Annotated in this window: 15 protein-coding genes and 4 pseudogenes; 7 read left to right on the plus strand and 12 right to left on the minus strand. The window is 41.2% G+C overall.

Going from position 1 to position 14,938, the window contains the following annotated elements; genetic code table 11:
* Both H6G48_RS25865 and H6G48_RS27320 read left to right on the plus strand, forming a co-directional pair.
* Positions 1-355, plus strand: a pseudogene (locus tag H6G48_RS25865) (IS4 family transposase); the annotation flags it as partial.
* A gap of 5 nt (positions 356-360) precedes the next feature.
* Positions 361-492 carry a DUF6997 domain-containing protein gene (locus tag H6G48_RS27320; RefSeq protein ID WP_423202520.1) on the plus strand — a complete coding sequence of 44 codons (132 nt, stop codon included), beginning with the start codon at positions 361-363 and terminating at the stop codon, positions 490-492.
* Between the two features lie 293 nt (positions 493-785).
* Here H6G48_RS27320 and H6G48_RS00365 read toward each other — a convergent pair whose 3' ends face one another.
* A complete protein-coding gene (locus H6G48_RS00365; RefSeq protein ID WP_147069425.1) occupies positions 786-1,004 on the minus strand; it encodes a hypothetical protein in 219 nt (72 codons plus the stop codon).
* Positions 1,005-1,079: 75 nt separating this feature from the next.
* Entirely contained in the window at positions 1,080-1,229 is a 150-nt protein-coding gene (locus tag H6G48_RS00370; RefSeq protein WP_080949758.1) for a type II toxin-antitoxin system HicB family antitoxin, read from the minus strand.
* Between the two features lie 223 nt (positions 1,230-1,452).
* Between H6G48_RS00370 and H6G48_RS00375 the strand changes: the two genes are divergently transcribed.
* The gene (locus H6G48_RS00375) at positions 1,453-2,136 is read left to right on the plus strand and encodes a DALR anticodon-binding domain-containing protein (RefSeq protein ID WP_190717970.1); all 684 of its coding nucleotides are present in this window, start codon (positions 1,453-1,455) and stop codon (positions 2,134-2,136) included.
* A 129-nt stretch (positions 2,137-2,265) separates the two neighbouring features.
* Here the strand turns inward: H6G48_RS00375 and H6G48_RS00380 are convergent, their stop codons facing one another.
* Positions 2,266-3,096, minus strand: a complete 831-nt coding sequence (locus tag H6G48_RS00380) for a hypothetical protein (protein ID WP_190717973.1) — start codon at positions 3,094-3,096, stop codon at positions 2,266-2,268.
* A 484-nt stretch (positions 3,097-3,580) separates the two neighbouring features.
* On the opposite strand from H6G48_RS00380, the gene H6G48_RS00385 reads away from it, so the two are divergent.
* Together H6G48_RS00385 and H6G48_RS00390 are read left to right on the plus strand one after the other, a co-directional pair.
* Positions 3,581-4,075, plus strand: a complete 495-nt coding sequence (locus H6G48_RS00385; protein WP_190717976.1) for a hypothetical protein — start codon at positions 3,581-3,583, stop codon at positions 4,073-4,075.
* A 380-nt stretch (positions 4,076-4,455) separates the two neighbouring features.
* Positions 4,456-4,834, plus strand: a pseudogene (locus tag H6G48_RS00390) (Uma2 family endonuclease); the annotation flags it as partial.
* A 210-nt stretch (positions 4,835-5,044) separates the two neighbouring features.
* Here H6G48_RS00390 and H6G48_RS00395 read toward each other — a convergent pair.
* From H6G48_RS00395 to H6G48_RS00410, 4 genes and pseudogenes are all read right to left on the minus strand, one after another.
* On the minus strand, positions 5,045-5,317 hold the full coding sequence (locus H6G48_RS00395; RefSeq protein WP_012265179.1) for an AbrB/MazE/SpoVT family DNA-binding domain-containing protein: 273 nt from the start codon (positions 5,315-5,317) through the stop codon (positions 5,045-5,047).
* Between the two features lie 111 nt (positions 5,318-5,428).
* Positions 5,429-6,985: pseudogene (locus H6G48_RS00400) on the minus strand (AAA-like domain-containing protein).
* A gap of 79 nt (positions 6,986-7,064) precedes the next feature.
* Positions 7,065-7,484 (minus strand): annotated as a pseudogene (locus H6G48_RS27020) (type II toxin-antitoxin system VapC family toxin).
* Positions 7,481-7,765 (minus strand): hypothetical protein, encoded by a 285-nt coding sequence (locus tag H6G48_RS00410; protein WP_147069417.1) that lies wholly within the window; start codon positions 7,763-7,765, stop codon positions 7,481-7,483. The pseudogene H6G48_RS27020 and the gene H6G48_RS00410 overlap by 4 nt, the downstream one beginning before the upstream one ends.
* 76 nt (positions 7,766-7,841) lie before the next feature.
* Between H6G48_RS00410 and H6G48_RS00415 the strand changes: the two genes are divergently transcribed.
* Positions 7,842-8,432 (plus strand): Uma2 family endonuclease, encoded by a 591-nt coding sequence (locus H6G48_RS00415; protein WP_190717979.1) that lies wholly within the window; start codon positions 7,842-7,844, stop codon positions 8,430-8,432.
* A gap of 259 nt (positions 8,433-8,691) precedes the next feature.
* Here H6G48_RS00415 and H6G48_RS00420 read toward each other — a convergent pair whose 3' ends face one another.
* Both H6G48_RS00420 and aroC read right to left on the minus strand, forming a co-directional pair.
* Positions 8,692-9,894: a glycosyltransferase family 4 protein gene (locus H6G48_RS00420; protein ID WP_190717982.1), complete on the minus strand. Its 1,203-nt coding sequence runs from the start codon at positions 9,892-9,894 to the stop codon at positions 8,692-8,694.
* Between the two features lie 13 nt (positions 9,895-9,907).
* Positions 9,908-11,008 carry a chorismate synthase gene (aroC, locus tag H6G48_RS00425; protein WP_190717985.1) on the minus strand — a complete coding sequence of 367 codons (1,101 nt, stop codon included), beginning with the start codon at positions 11,006-11,008 and terminating at the stop codon, positions 9,908-9,910.
* A gap of 609 nt (positions 11,009-11,617) precedes the next feature.
* Between aroC and sfsA the strand changes: the two genes are divergently transcribed.
* On the plus strand, positions 11,618-12,337 hold the full coding sequence (gene sfsA / locus H6G48_RS00430; protein WP_190717988.1) for a DNA/RNA nuclease SfsA: 720 nt from the start codon (positions 11,618-11,620) through the stop codon (positions 12,335-12,337).
* 133 nt (positions 12,338-12,470) lie between these two features.
* Here sfsA and H6G48_RS00435 read toward each other — a convergent pair whose 3' ends face one another.
* From H6G48_RS00435 to H6G48_RS00445, 3 genes are all read right to left on the minus strand, one after another.
* The gene (locus H6G48_RS00435) at positions 12,471-13,082 is read right to left on the minus strand and encodes an NYN domain-containing protein (protein WP_002756828.1); all 612 of its coding nucleotides are present in this window, start codon (positions 13,080-13,082) and stop codon (positions 12,471-12,473) included.
* Between the two features lie 22 nt (positions 13,083-13,104).
* Complete coding sequence (locus H6G48_RS00440; protein WP_190717991.1) at positions 13,105-13,773, minus strand: energy-coupling factor ABC transporter ATP-binding protein; 669 nt, start codon at positions 13,771-13,773, stop codon at positions 13,105-13,107.
* A 493-nt stretch (positions 13,774-14,266) separates the two neighbouring features.
* Positions 14,267-14,536: a UPF0367 protein family gene (locus H6G48_RS00445; protein ID WP_002756830.1), complete on the minus strand. Its 270-nt coding sequence runs from the start codon at positions 14,534-14,536 to the stop codon at positions 14,267-14,269.
* Between the last annotated feature and the right edge of the window lie 402 nt (positions 14,537-14,938).

A 14,938-nucleotide genomic window follows, 5' to 3' on the forward strand; every position in this document is an offset into this window, starting at 1 on the left:
GGAGATGTTCCGAGATTTTAAGTCGGGAGGCTATAGCTTAGAAGGTTCTCAATTAGCACCGCAATACTTATCAAAGCTGATAATTGTTATAGCTATCGCCTATACAAGTGCCACACTGCAAGGTAAAAAAATTAAGGATATGGGAATCCAAAAATATGTCACAAGACCTGAAAAAAGATATAAAGGTCAACGCAGACACAGTAGTTTTTATGTGGGTCAACATCTCTATCATTGGCTCCAGCTACATCAAATGTTCCCAAAAAATATAGAAGAGTTAATGCAAATTAGCCGCTATCGGTTGAAGGATTACATCAAAGGACAAAGAGCGATATCGCTTGCCCTATCTACCTTCTAGCTCGCTTGTCCCCCTCTCAGCTATTTTTTGCTAAGAAATCAAATATATATTATTTATGGAAATTCGAGTTTGAAAATCCAGACAATTATAATAGTATTAAGCTGGTGGACTCAGCGAGATTTGAAATCATAAGCTAAATTTATCGTAGTTCTCATATCAGTTAGACACAATTAACTGATTGTTGATTAAGCGTATCAAAATCTAGAATGTCTCTCATGATAACACTAGAATAAACCGACCATTTTGATCTGCAAAAAATGCCTCGTTTACCCTTGTAATAACATTTTTCAAAACCTGTAGCATACTTATAGAAAAGATAATTAAATCGTCAGCAAGTAATCTTAATTTAGCCTCAATTTTGCTTTTTAAATCGGGTCGGCTTTTAATGATTATCTTAAAAGCTCGTTTAAAGGATGAGCTTAGAATTAATTTAGTCATTGTTTAATTCTGCGATAATATCATCAATGTTTCCCCGAAAGACTTTCCCTTGTTGGTAGTCTTGACGCGCTTGATGGATATTCTTGGCGATTTCTTCTCGTCTTTTTTCAATTTGTCTATGTCGAATAATACTGATTAAATCATCTTGTTCATCACAGGAAAGATTGTCAATCATTTCTAAAATTTGATAAAATTGAATAGTTTGTGACATTGTTGCTTTTCCTTTTTCAAATTAAAGAATCAATTTATTATCAGTACCTAAGTAAAATTAATTACACAGAGCTAACTACCTCTTGCATGAGTGCCTATTTTTTAAGCTTTCCTTGGCTTCTTCAATGGTTTCTCCTTGACCATTTGCACCTGGGATTTCAGGACAAATCGCCCAGTATCCCCCTTCTGTTGCCGCTTCAATGATAGCAGTAAACTCCCCTTTCATGATAGTCTCCTTCGATAATATATTAGATATAGCACCCATGCAAAAGTGAAGTGCAACCCCCTGGATTGACAGAGGTAAGCCCCTAGAGATAGTCTGAAGTTTCTGACAAGAGAAAGACTATCCGAGCGCCTATATCCATCTTAAGCCAAAAATTTGCTTTGACCATAGTATCCATCTCACCAATGGCAATTAATTTGGCACGACTACGTTTACCCTTCTGAGTATGAATTTTATCTGCAATCATCCCTCGATCGAGCATTGTTTAAAACAACAATTAATTAATATTTTTCCAGAAAACAACCATAAATTAACTTTCTATCGTTGCCCAAAAACTGATATTATCCTCTATCGTTCACCTCTGTTTTATTATTTTACGTCCGCTCAATGTCAAACCATATTTAACCATTTAATCGTCCTTTTTCCGCAAATTCAGCTTAAAGAAGGATGGCTAGAATTATTATTAGATCAGCAATTTTTGTCCTTTTGGTTACTGAAACTAAACGATTTAATCGAGCAATTTTTCTCCGATCAGCTTCCTCTTCATCCCAGAGGAGAATTTTTCTTTTTATTTCAATACACTCACGCTCGCTATTCTAGTTGGTTACAACTGCTCAATCGGGAAAAAATTAGTTTAACCGAGCCAGAACTATTATCATGGCATCATCCCGCCGAAATAGCCTTAATCCTGCAAATTTTAACCGTTTGTGATTGTTGGGAAGGCCAGAAACTCTATCCCCTAACTGCGAATTTGTGCGAAGCGATGCTCAATTTTGAGCGTAACTGTCGCATTATTGGAGAATCGGCCCCAATTCAGAGATCGAGATTAATCCTGATTAGCGTCAGTCAAAAACTACTTAACCGTCTTCTCCGTCAAAAATGGCAACTGCTGCCGATGACGGAACTATAAAAATATTAACTTTTATGAATTTAGTGGACAAAACCATCAGCTTATGATAAATTTTAATTAGTGTGAGGAGCGAACCAGAATAGAGAGCCGAGACGAAACATGGACAGTCGCCGGCTCTCTTTCTGTTATTCAGGAATTATTTTCTTCTTGGCGATATTTAATAAAAGTGGGCAAATCAACCCGAAAAGAGGAATATTTCGGGGAAGGGGAGATGATAGGTGCGGGCCAATCCCTATCTTTCTTCTTTAAGGATTCTACTGGCTCAATTGTCTCTAATTCCGCTAAAAACTCATCGATGGGAGCCACCTCATCCCTTTCTTGATTCTCTGTCTGAGACCAAGGCTCGATTGCGGCTGCCTTGGCGACAATGGCTAAATCCGGGGGAGAATTGCGATCGCTACCGCGCTGGAAATACTGGGCCAAGGCCGCTTTATACTGGAGGGTGTAGCGTTGCTGACGTTGGAGACGGGTGCGTAATTCCTGCAATTGCTGGTCATAGTTGCACAGTTTTTGGCTTTTTTCCTGATAACTTTCCTGAATTAAGGCACATTCTCGCTCTAAACGGGCTAATTGTTGACGCGTGCGGGTCAATTCTGCGGTCAAATTGGCAATAATCATCGGTTGCCGTTGTTCTGCTTGACGATACTGTTCGATTTCCCCTAAAGCTCGCTGTAATTGTTGCTTTTCGTATTGCAGTTCCTCGTTTTGCTGCTGGATTAGGGTATCGCAACTTTGCCAGCGACGATGTTGCTCGGCTAACTGCGATCGCAGTTCCCCGAGAGCTTGCTCCCGTCGCCAGATCTCCGCTTGTAATTCTTGATTTTGTTGACGTAAATGAGAGGATAGAGCTGCCCAATCTGTCTCATCTGTTGATTGACTCTCATGCTCGACAATTTCAGCAGTAATGACAGTATCCGCATGGGTGAGATGATCGAGGTACAGGTCGGAATTATCGTTCATAAAAGCCAAAGGATGAGGAAACCTAGAAGTTTAGAGACGTTAAAAGCCTTCTATCGTTCCCCAAAAAAAATGGGAACCGCATTGTTAGAGACTGCCGCGCGGTTCCACTGCCGATCCTTAAGAGGAGAACACTATAAATAACCATAAGCTTATTAGGAATTTTTGTCAATACTTAATGAGAAGTTTTTTCAATAAGTTGGAGGGGAGGGGAATCGACTAATTCCTAGATAGGGTTGGCTGAATAAATCTAAAAACCTTGTTGAGTAAGACTTTTAGACTTTTTTGCCATCAAAAAGTGCCAGCCATAAAACCCCACACCCCCCCAGCCCCCCCGATGTCGGGGGGGTTGGGGGGCCACACCCCACACCCACGAAAAACTTTTTGCCGCAAACCCTAGATATCTATTGATACAAGCACTGGTCGAGCGGGTTAGTGGCTCGATGTGCTTCAATAATTCTATAGTTTTTATTTTCCTTGTCGTATCATGCCACGTCCCCCGAAGAAAACCCCTAGCACCCCTGAACCCCCCGAAGGGCCAATTAAAGCCACTCCTCCCCTACAACCTCTACAAATTATTAAAAAGGGTTCTAGAGCCGCAGTACCCCCCAAACCCCCGGAAACCCCTTCAGAAATCATCGAGGAAAAACCAGCCGCAGAAACGGTAAAATCAGTCAGTAGCGAGATAAAATCTCCTTTCCGTCCCCGTTCCGATTCGGCTCCTCTATTCCGAAAACCAATTCCCAAAGCAGAAATTCCCGTCATCGAAAAAGCGACGGGAGCCAATGGTGAAGTATTTAATCTGACCGATTCTGTCCTGATTACCGAACCTTTTGGTACTCGTATTGCCGCTATTATCGATAGTTTTTATGCCGATGCTCAAGGCGAAATCTGGGCGCGACTCAAACCAGTGGAAGTTAATCCCGATTGTCGCTGGGAACAGGCCTGTATTCGCTCTCAGGGTTTGGTAAAGGCCGAGTAAGACAGTTATCAGTTATCAGTTATCAGTTATCAGATTTGAGTTTTAAGTGTACAGTATTAACAAGTAATACTAAATCTGGTTATTAAAAACTGATTATTTATTCTCCGTTTTGCATGAGTGCCTCTTGCATGAGTGCCTCTCCTCATAAGTAGCCTATACTCAACGGATTTAGGATAATTTAGATAATATCTCTTGCATAATTAATTTTTGAGGGTTCAAAAACCTCAAAAATAAGGATTAAATGGCATAAAATCTGTAAATAGACCATTCAATTGATTATTATTCATTCTTAATTCTCCTGACTACTGACTCCTAACCCTAACAACTTTTATCTGATATCATGTTGAGAAAAATTCCCTCTCTAAATTTGGGTTTAAATTATGATAACTACATTCATCGAACGAGAAGCAGAACCAATTTTAATTAGTGACTTAACCTGGAGAGAATTTAAAGCTGTTGAACAGCTAATCGAGCGACTAGGGTTAAGGTTATCTTTTTTAGATGGAGTTTTGGAGATTAGAAAAATGCTTCTTTAGTAGAAATTTATTGAGAATTTTTGGGATTAGATTTTACTCCTACTGGTTTTGTCACCTTAGAAAATGAATTTGAAAAGGTTAAAAGAGAAGGTGATAAATCCTATGAGTTGGGAGCCAATAGAAAACATCCTGATTTAGTGATTGAGGTGGTTGTTAGTAGTGGAGGAATTAATAAACTGGAAGCATACAAACATACAAACGCTTACAAATTCCCGAACTTTGGTAAAGAGTAAAGAGTAAAGAGTAAAGAGTAAAGAGTAAAGAGTAAAGAGTAAAGAGTACAATGTAAAATGTCAAATGTAACCTACCTTATTACTGGTTTGAATGCAGTTCCAAATGTTCAGTTGTTAAAAAGTATTAGGCATTTTCTACAATTTCTGCTCCTGGTTCATCTCTAAGATAAGCTAAAAAGGCAGCAGCATCTAACACAAATTTATTCACTTAAATACTCCTGTCTGCGTTCTTGAATAAGTTCATCTACTAAATTTCTATCAGGTGATTTATCTTTTAATAAACCTCTTAATTTTTTAACTTGTTGTTTGAGGCTGACTAATTGGAGGTTGCCGCTATCTTCCAGAGTTAAGATTAATCTATCTCCAGATTGTAAATTAAGAATTTGTTGGATTTCTTGGGGTAAAGTTAAACGTCCTTCTGGTTCAATATCAAGTATGTATTGTTGAGAAAGTGATGAATTAGCAACTGTCATAGCTTTATATTTCCTTGTTTTCTATCTATTTCTAGTTTAGCAAAATTCTAAAAGTTAATCCTGTAGGGTGCGTTAATGAAATGTAACGCAAACAGTGAGTTTTGGAAACACTCAAGCTCTAATCACAGTAATTCTATATTGATTTTCTGTCACCACCACCTCAGTTGATAATCTCTCCTCCATAGGTAAAGCATTTTTCCGTCTATCAAAGATAAATAACCAACCAAAATCTAAACCTAAACGTCTTAAATAAGATTCTAATTGTTCAATTCCATCAGCTTGCGGATCGCGTTTTTTATCCCGCCATACTTTTAATTCAATCCCTAAAATTACATCTTTATAACGCAGACATAAATCCATTATATCACTACCAATTGCATATTCCCTTTCTAAAACTCCCCCACCATTAACCACACGATGTAAAAAAGCCATTAATACAATATGGGGGGCAATTTCATGGTAAGCAGCACTACTTAATAATGGTTCGACCTGTTGTCGCCAAAATTTGAGAAATGCTGTTAATAAAGCATCTATATTTAATTCACCTTTTGCCGTCAACCAACTAGGACTAATTAAAGGTAAACTATCCTGAGTTCCTTGGACTAAAACGCGGGGAATAACTTCACGATATATGGGGTTAGAAATAACTAATCCCCCCATTGGATCACGTCTTAATAATCCTAAATCTATTAAATATTGCCTATCATCTGCTAAAGTATCAGGTAATGTTTGCCCTGCTAAAATTGGTTCAATAATATTCTTCACTCGTTTTTTCCTGAGTTTTTCCGCTAAACTATCTAAATGAGTATCTTGACGAGCAATTAATATTTCTTTGGCTGTTAAAATGTGTTCTTTGGTAATAGCAATGTTTCTATCTTTTACCATTTTTTCTACAATTTCTTTAGCTAAAGCATTGACTAACCAAGGTTGTCCTTGGGTTAAATCATAAGCTGTTTCTATTGCTTCTGATGTGAAAATTTGTCCAGTTGCTGCTGTATGTTGTTGATATAATTATCCCACTTCTTCGAGATTAAAATTTCTCATAGTCAGAGAAGCAACTTTGATATTAAAAGGACTGGATGTATTTAATCTATCACTACCTCCCGATGCTACTTTATAATCTCTCACATCTCGTAAACCAATTAATCCTACTGACGAGGGAAAATTTTCTGGACGTTTAGGAAAACCATCTCTTAACTGTCGTAAAATAGAAATTAATGTTTGGTCTTGTAAAGAGTCAATTTCATCTATAAATAATACTATGGGACGATTGATAGCTTTTGCCCAACCTCTTAAAAAAGCCTTAATTCTGCTTCCTGGTTCTTCCTGTTGCCATTGTTTAGCAGCTGGTTGTAATTCTTCAGGTAAACTATCCTCAATTGTATCATACCAAGTTCCTAAAATTGCCAATTCTGCGGCAGTAGGATCATAATTAAATGCACTTCCTACTTCCACTGACACCATGACTGCGGCATAATTTCCAGTATCAGTCAGTTGTTTTGCTAGGGATAACATTGCTGTGGTTTTCCCTGTTTGTCGTGGTGCGTGAAGGACAAAATAACTACGTTGTTGAATTAGCTCCTCTAAATCTGGTAATCTGACTGTGGGAGAGAGCATATAGTGGATATCGTCTGAACAGGGACCTGCAATATTAAACCAGCGAGTCATAGAATTTTGGTAATAGATGAACTCTTTAAGTTTAGACATTTTTTATGCTCCCGATACATTATTAAAACCACTAAATTTGCTAATGAGAGTTGGTTAATTCGGCAATTAATTGTTCAGGAGTGATAATTCGTGGTGTGACAATGGGGAAATCTTGAGGATTACGGGTAATAATTGCATCCAATTTATTAACTACCGCGGTAGAGTATTGAATAGAATCTTCAAAATCCTGAAAATTGGTTGTGAAAGCCATTATAATTGCATCCTGATTTACTGTAGCAATTTGACAAAAAGTAATTAACTGCTTTAAATAAGTAAGCGTCCAATCTCGACCTCTTGCCTTACGGATAATATAATACAAATCACTAAAAGTTGAGGCGTAAATATAACCTGCAATTGTGCCTTTTTCAATTAGTTATAAAACTTGTTCACTTGCATTCCAAAAAGGTTCTCTTTCTAAGGCATTATCAATAATGATATTAGTATCTATCAGGATTTTCACAGGTTATATTTCTCCTTTAAATATTCATATTTAGCTTGATCTGGATCAAAGTCTGCCGGAATGGCAGGGGCATTTTCAAATAAACCCTGAAATGCTTTGATCCTAGATTTTCTTTTTGGTGTTTCTGGTGCTGATTCAGTGGTTGCGGTTGTGGTATTATCAAGGGTATCTGTGGCTGCCCAGACTACAATTTCCACGTTTCCGGGGGGTAAATTCAGGGGTTCGGTAATCAGCAAGTTACCAGATTGATCAATTTTTCCTTTGAGTTTGTATGCTTGCATGATGTTTTTTATGATACTCTGTTTTTATATCATATCATAGTCAACAAAATTCACGCTCTAAATTTGGGTTTAAATTATGATAACTACACTAATCGAACGAGAAACAGAACCAATTTTAATTAGTGACTTAACCTGGAGAGAATTTAAAGCTGTTGAACAGCTAATCGATCGCCCAGGGTTAAGGTTATCTTTTTTAGATGGAGTTTTGGAGATTAGAAAAATGCCAGGGAAAAAACACGAAACCATCAAAGAACGTATTGGTGCTTTACTAGAAATTTATTTAGAATTTTTGGGATTAGATTTTACTCCTACTGGTTCTGTCACCTTAGAAAATGAATTTGAAAAGGTTAAAAGAGAAGGTGATAAATCCTATGAGTTGGGAGCCAATAGAAAACATCCTGATTTAGTGATTGAGGTGGTTGTTAGTAGTGGAGGAATTAATAAACTGGAAGCATACAAACGCTTACAAATTCCCGAAGTTTGGTTTTGGATGAATGATGAGTTATTGTTTTATAGTTTAGGAAATGAGGGATATGAAGCTGTTAGTAAATCGCAGCTTTTACCGAGTTTAGATGTAGGTTTATTGATGCGCTGTATTAATACAGAAAATCATGCTCAAGCACTGCGGGAATTTAGAGCAGGGATAAAAATTATTGAATCAACATAACAATATAAAATGGTGATTTTTTCCGCCTATCTAAAGATTATGGGTTAACTTAACAGTTGCAGAATGCCGAGAATTAAATTCTCAATATTCCATCAAAAGGGAACAATTTTTTAACCGTTTCATCGCCTCCGTATTATTAGAAGAAAGACGAGCAGGTAATATTCCTGCTTGGGAAGGAATTAGGATTGTAAGAGAAAGAATTTAATAGCGATATGAATCCTTTAAAAGACAGTATTTTTTTGAAAATGCTCTCATTTCATCAACTCAATAACCAATCTAGATGATTCTGTAAACATTGCTTGAGGTCGTAGCGTTGCTTGATAGTTTCCCTGGCATTTAAACGCAGATTTTGCCAACCCTGGGGATAATCTAACACTTCATCCACGCGATCGGCTATTTGTTGAGGAGAAAAGAAATCCACTAATAAACCATTTTCCCCATCGGTAATTAATTCTCGCACGGGGGGAGTATCGGAACCAATCACGACGCAACCCATGGCCATGGCCTCTAACATTGACCAAGACAGCACAAAAGGACGGGTAAGATAGATATGGGCCGCTGATGCCTGTAAAACCTGTTTATATTGACCGTAGGGCAGAGAACCGGTAAAATGCACCCGGGATAAATCCAAAGAAAGGCTTTCTAACATCAATTGTTTATAGGTTTTGCCGTCCGGTAGAGTTTTCCCATAAGCGACCCGATCCTCACCGACAATCACAATATGACAGTTAGGCCGACGGGCTAAAATTAGGGAAACAGCCGTCATAAATTGGGGAAAACCGCGATAGGGTTCCATTCCCCGGGTTGCATAGGTGACAATCTCCTTAACACCCGATAAATCTAAACCTATCTCTGGAATGACTAACTGCACATCGGGACGGGGACAGAAATAGTCCGTATCGATGCCATCGTGCAAAACCGTCAGTTTCGAGTGAAATTCTGGGGGAAATTGTTGTTTTTGCCAGATAGTCGGCGATAAACCTCGATCGCAACTGACCAGATCGATCAGGATCGGGGCATTTTTAATTCTAATCCGGGCCTCGGCATCAGCATTAAGGGGATCCGCCGGATCAAAATCAGCATCGGAACCATGGGCATGATAAAACCATTCAAAATAGGCTAAAAACTTAGTTTTCGGGAAAATATCCTTGATAAATAGGCCCGGCCCCCAGCCAGAATGTGCATAGACAATATCGGGATAAAATCCTTGATTTTTCAGTTGTTGGCAAACACCATAAACCGCTTGACCTTGCAAAACCGCACTTTCGAGGGGACGGACATAATGATGGGTTTGGGGAGAAACAGCGCGACTTTCCTTGTAAATAAATTTTTTTACCCCCGCTATCTCTCCCTCTTGCCTGGTAGTGCCGAAAATCACTTGATTTCCGGGGTCTTGAGCCAAAACCGTGATTAAATGGCGAAATTGGGCGGGAAAACTGGCATGAAGGAATAAAAATTTCATCGCAGGTAAAGGTTTAGAAAAAGCGATCGCTAATCGTACATTGTCCCTGAAAACGGAGCAGATGATCGCATAATACCAAAGCCATCATCGCTTCTACCATAGGGACCGCTCGGGGTAAAACGCAAGGATCGTGTCTTCCTTTGGCTGCCAGGGTGGTTTCTTCCCCGGTGCGCGTCACGGTTTTTTGTTCTTTACCGATAGTCGCGGTGGGTTTAAAAGCGATGCGGATAATAATATTTTCACCGTTACTGATTCCCCCTTGGATGCCTCCTGAACGATTGCTAGTGGTGCGAATTAACCCGTTATCATCGATAAAATACTCGTCATTGTGTTCGCTGCCGGTTAAGAAGGTTCCCGCGAATCCCGATCCGATTTCAAATCCCTTGCTCGCGGGTAAGGACATCATCCCCTTAGCTAAATCGGCTTCTAGCTTATCAAAAACGGGTTCTCCTAGACCTTTCGGCACATTTCTGGCTACACATTCCACCACACCGCCGATCGAGTCCTTATTCAGGCGAATTTGGTCAATCAGGGCGATCATTTGGGCGGCCGTTTCCCCGTTGGGACAACGCACCATATTACTTTCCACCTCGTCGAGGGTGACGGTGTTGGGGTCGATGATTGCCTCAATATCTTTAATTCGCTTCACATAGCCGATAATCTCGACATTATAGACAGATTTAAGGATTTTTTTAGCGATCGCTCCTGCGGCCACCCGGCCGATGGTTTCCCGGGCCGAGGATCTGCCTCCTCCTTTCCAGTTGCGAATGCCGTATTTTGCTTCGTAGGTAGCATCCCCATGGGAAGGTCGGAATTTCTCGGCCATTTCGTTGTAATCTTGCGAACGAGCATCCTGATTCCGCACTAAAATAGCGATCGGTGTACCGAGGGTTTTGCCGTCAAAAACGCCCGAAATTATCTCACAAATGTCATTTTCTCGGCGCGGGGTCACGATTCTGCTTTGTCCCGGTTTGCGACGGTCTAAATCGATTTGAATCTCCTCTTGGGAAATTTCTAAGCGCGGGGGACAACCATCGATAACCACTCCTACCCCACCCCCGTGAGATTCTCCAAAAGTGGAAACCCGAAATAGTCGTCCGAAAGTGTTACCCATAATCTCAATGTCTATTAAGCCTCAAGGTTTTATTGTACCTGAGCGGTTATCAGTTTTTCGGGAATAGGGGTTGGGGGTTGGGAATTTTGACATCCTCGCCGCCCTAAAAGTGCGGCGATTCCTAAACCTCACGATTTAAGTTTCTGCTTCCACCACCGTCGCATACCACAGTTAAAAAACCATGTACTGTCTTACACAGAGTCCACAGACTTTCGCCCCATTTCAGAAGCCCGATTCCGTGTGTCCCACGGTATGTTGACCGCCTATAGCTTCTTGTACTTGTTGCGCGCGACTTTTTACCCGGCCAAGCTTTTCTGGTCGGAACCCCCTAAGCCGAGTTTTCAAGGTGCTGCGCCGTCCACTTGGTTTTCGAGACTGGCCTTTTAATTCTAACGTAAAGCCAACCTAGAACGGCGGGGTTTCAGACCCAAAATTTCCGATGAATTATGAATTATGAATTATGAATTGGGTGGTGGGGTGGTGGGGTAGTGGGGAATTTAGCCGAAATTTCCCCATCTCCCTATCTCCCTAAATCCCTATCTACTGTCTTCAGGTTAAGATTCCCAAAAAAAGGCTATTCTTTACCTTATATTCCTCGGCAGAAATTTGATGACTCCCTTGTTAGTTCACACTTACCCTTCTCTTGTCAAGGGTATTTTAATTAAACGTTACAAACGCTTTTTTGCCGATATACAATTGGACAACGGAGAATTAATTACGGCCCATTGCGCTAATACCGGACCGATGACAGATGTATGCGTAGAAGGTCAACCGGTTTATCTTTCTCGCAGTGATAACCCGAAGCGAAAATTAGCTTATACCTGGGAGATGATTCAACTGGGGGAGACTTGGGTGGGAGTTAATACCAATCTTCCTAATCAGGTGGTGAAAAATGCCCTGTTGCCAGGAGTTTTTCCCGATTTGGTCAAAAATGACACCGAAGTGCGATCGGAAGTGGCCTACGGTCAAAATAACGGCAGTAGAATTGATTTTCTTTTGAGCCATGGGGATAATTCCCTCACCTATATTGAGGTTAAAAATACCACTTGGAATCAGGGAGAAACGGCACTTTTTCCCGATACTGTCACCACGCGAGGACAGAAGCATTTACAGGAATTAATGGCTTTATTGCCGGCAGCGGAAGCGATTATGCTCTACTTTATTAATCGGGGTGATTGTGACCGATTTGCTCCGGGGGATAGTAAGGATACTAAATACGGGCAGTTATTGCGTCAAGCAGTGGCTAAAGGAGTCAAGGTTTTACCCTGTCGCTTCCAAGTGACACCCACGGGAATTTATTATTTAGGTTTAGCAGAATTGCAGCTGTGAAACGAGTAGTTGAGAGCGGCCGGCTTTTAACAAAATCCCCCGAACCGCAACTGACCTTTAAAAACCTAGAGACACAGTTAGTTACCTGTGCCTCTACGGGGGATTTTTGTCGATACATATTTGAGGTAATTTGTCAAGGTTTTTGGTAACTAATTCCGTGGCGCATTTTCTCTAATTTCTGTTGCACCTGAGCATCGAGAGAATGGAATAAAAAACGCCCTTTGGGACTTTGAGAAGAACTCTGGGATTGTCTCAGACGACGACCGGTTAAATCCACCTCGATTTCGAGACGTTGAGCGGAAATCCACTGGGCCCCATAACCCATAACGGTCATTTTTTGGGCATTATCAGAAGTAGCGACGATAATCCGTCCGATAGCTGGGGCGCGATCGTGCCAAAAATCGGCACAGGTTTTCTCGATATAGGTGTCGGCGGTTTGAGCGTGAGCGGTAAAATAAACCGATAAATGGTTAGTGTAGCGTTCTTGGCTGCCGGGGGTATCTTGAAGGTAGGAATCGAAGACGATTTGGGTTTGATAACCCTGGTGGTGGGTGTAACCGATTAGGGTTTCAATTAACTTGTCTCGCGCCGGTTCGAGACCGTGGCGATCGCTAATTTTTTTCAGGGACGGCCAAGCGCCGATGACGTTGTAGCCGTCAACCAGCAGAAGGGAACGATCAGAAGAATTAACCATGGCTTTGAGAGTAATTGGTGTGGCATTAAGGGCAGTTCTAAAAAACAGCATCCTAATGATATTAACAAAAAATTTAAGATTCAACCGCCGCACTTGCCAATAATCTCGCTTTTAAGTCTAGGGGATTTCCCCGATCCGTTACCTTGCCCCCCTCTAACAAAAATGCCCCATCGCTGTAATCCAATTCCTCCAGGCGATGCGTCACCCAAAGGGCCGTAATCCCCCGGTTTTTGACCAATTTCTGCACTTGAGAGACTAATTCTAACTGAGTATCCCCATCCAAAAGGGCGGTGGGTTCATCAAAGAGCAAAACCTCGCAATGACGAGCTAAAGCCCCCGCAATGGCGATTCTTTGCTTTTGTCCGCCACTGAGAGCATAGATCGGTCGTTTTTCCATTTCTAATAAATTCACCGCCCCTAGGGATTCCCGCACCCGCGCCCGAATTGCCGGCGTGGATAAACCCTCGGATACCAACCCAAAAGCCACATCTGCCCCCACTGTTGGCATCACTAACTGATGGTCGGGATTTTGAAAAACAAAACCGAGGGGGTTAGGTATCTCTATTTCCCCGCGACTAGGTTTTAATAATCCCGCTAAGAGCCGCAGCAGGGTTGATTTACCGCTGCCATTTGTCCCCAACAACATCCAAAATTCTCCTCTGGGAACTTGCAAAGAGCAGCCATTTAATACTGATTTCCCATTCGGCCAGCTAAACCAGAGATCTTTTACTTTTATAGTCATGAATTATGATTTGATCAGTGATCAGTTATCAGTTAAGCTAAGACTTATTTAAGGCTTGCTGAATCAATGTGAAATGTGGGCAAGATAGGGGTTTTGTGGCTTTTCTTGCTCCCACAGGTGCAAGATTTTGAGAGAATCGTGCTTCCAAACCTTGCGTCTTCATCGGCCCGAGTCCTGTAGGGGCGAAGCATTCGGGCAATAACCTATCGATGAAACCGTAGATTTTCTATCCGAATGCTTCGCCCGTACTTTTTGCCGCAAACCCTATTTAAACCGCTTATTCTTAATGATCAGCCGAATCTCCTCCAATCCCTTTACTGTTGCCTCTTGCAAGAGTGCCTCTTGCCTCGTCTCAACAAGCAATTTAAATGATGAACAGCTTATCAGTTATCAGTGATCAGATTTGAGTTGTGAGTGGAAAGTGTTATGTAGGCGGTTGCCGTTTTCTTGTCACTGATTACTGGTTACTGCACACTGATAACTGATTCAAGAACTATTCTGTGGCTAAAGCGACAAACCCCGGTGCTCTACCAGTGGAGGCAGCCCCGGATTTTTGTGACACAATCACCGCACTGATCTGATCGCTCAAAACCGCCACCTTTTTATCGGTTTGTTTTTCGCAGGTTAATTCTAATAATTCGGGATTAGGCGATCGCATAGCGTTAATAATTGTTTGATACAAAGCGTCTGCTGCTGCTTCTTCCTTGCGCTGCACGGAAATGGGGATGGGCGAGAGTTTCAGGGTAATATCGATCGAATACATAGTTTAGCGTTCCCTTCCAAAAAACAAGTCAAAAACCATTGTATAGCAGGGGTTGGGAAGTCAGTGATCAGTTATCAGTGATCAGATGTGAGTTTTCAGTTCACTGATTGCTGTTCACTGTGCGGATAACCCTAGCATCATAACCGATTGACTCTCGGCAGTTGCTGTGCAGAGGCGTTGTTAGCTGGCAATCACTTGCTTCAATGAATGAGCATGGTGCGTTCCCCAAAATCTATCGGTGCAGCAGTAGGAGTTGCATCAGGGAACGCACCCTACAGCTACAGCACAACGGCGATCGCACTATGGAGCGCAGCGGAATTGCCGTCCGGTGCAGCGCATTGTTGGGAGTCCATAAGTCTTTTGATCAGAGCATTACTCATGAGAATTGCTTTTTGGTGATCA

This window comes from Microcystis flos-aquae FACHB-1344, assembly GCF_014698375.1.
Taxonomy (GTDB): domain Bacteria; phylum Cyanobacteriota; class Cyanobacteriia; order Cyanobacteriales; family Microcystaceae; genus Microcystis; species Microcystis aeruginosa.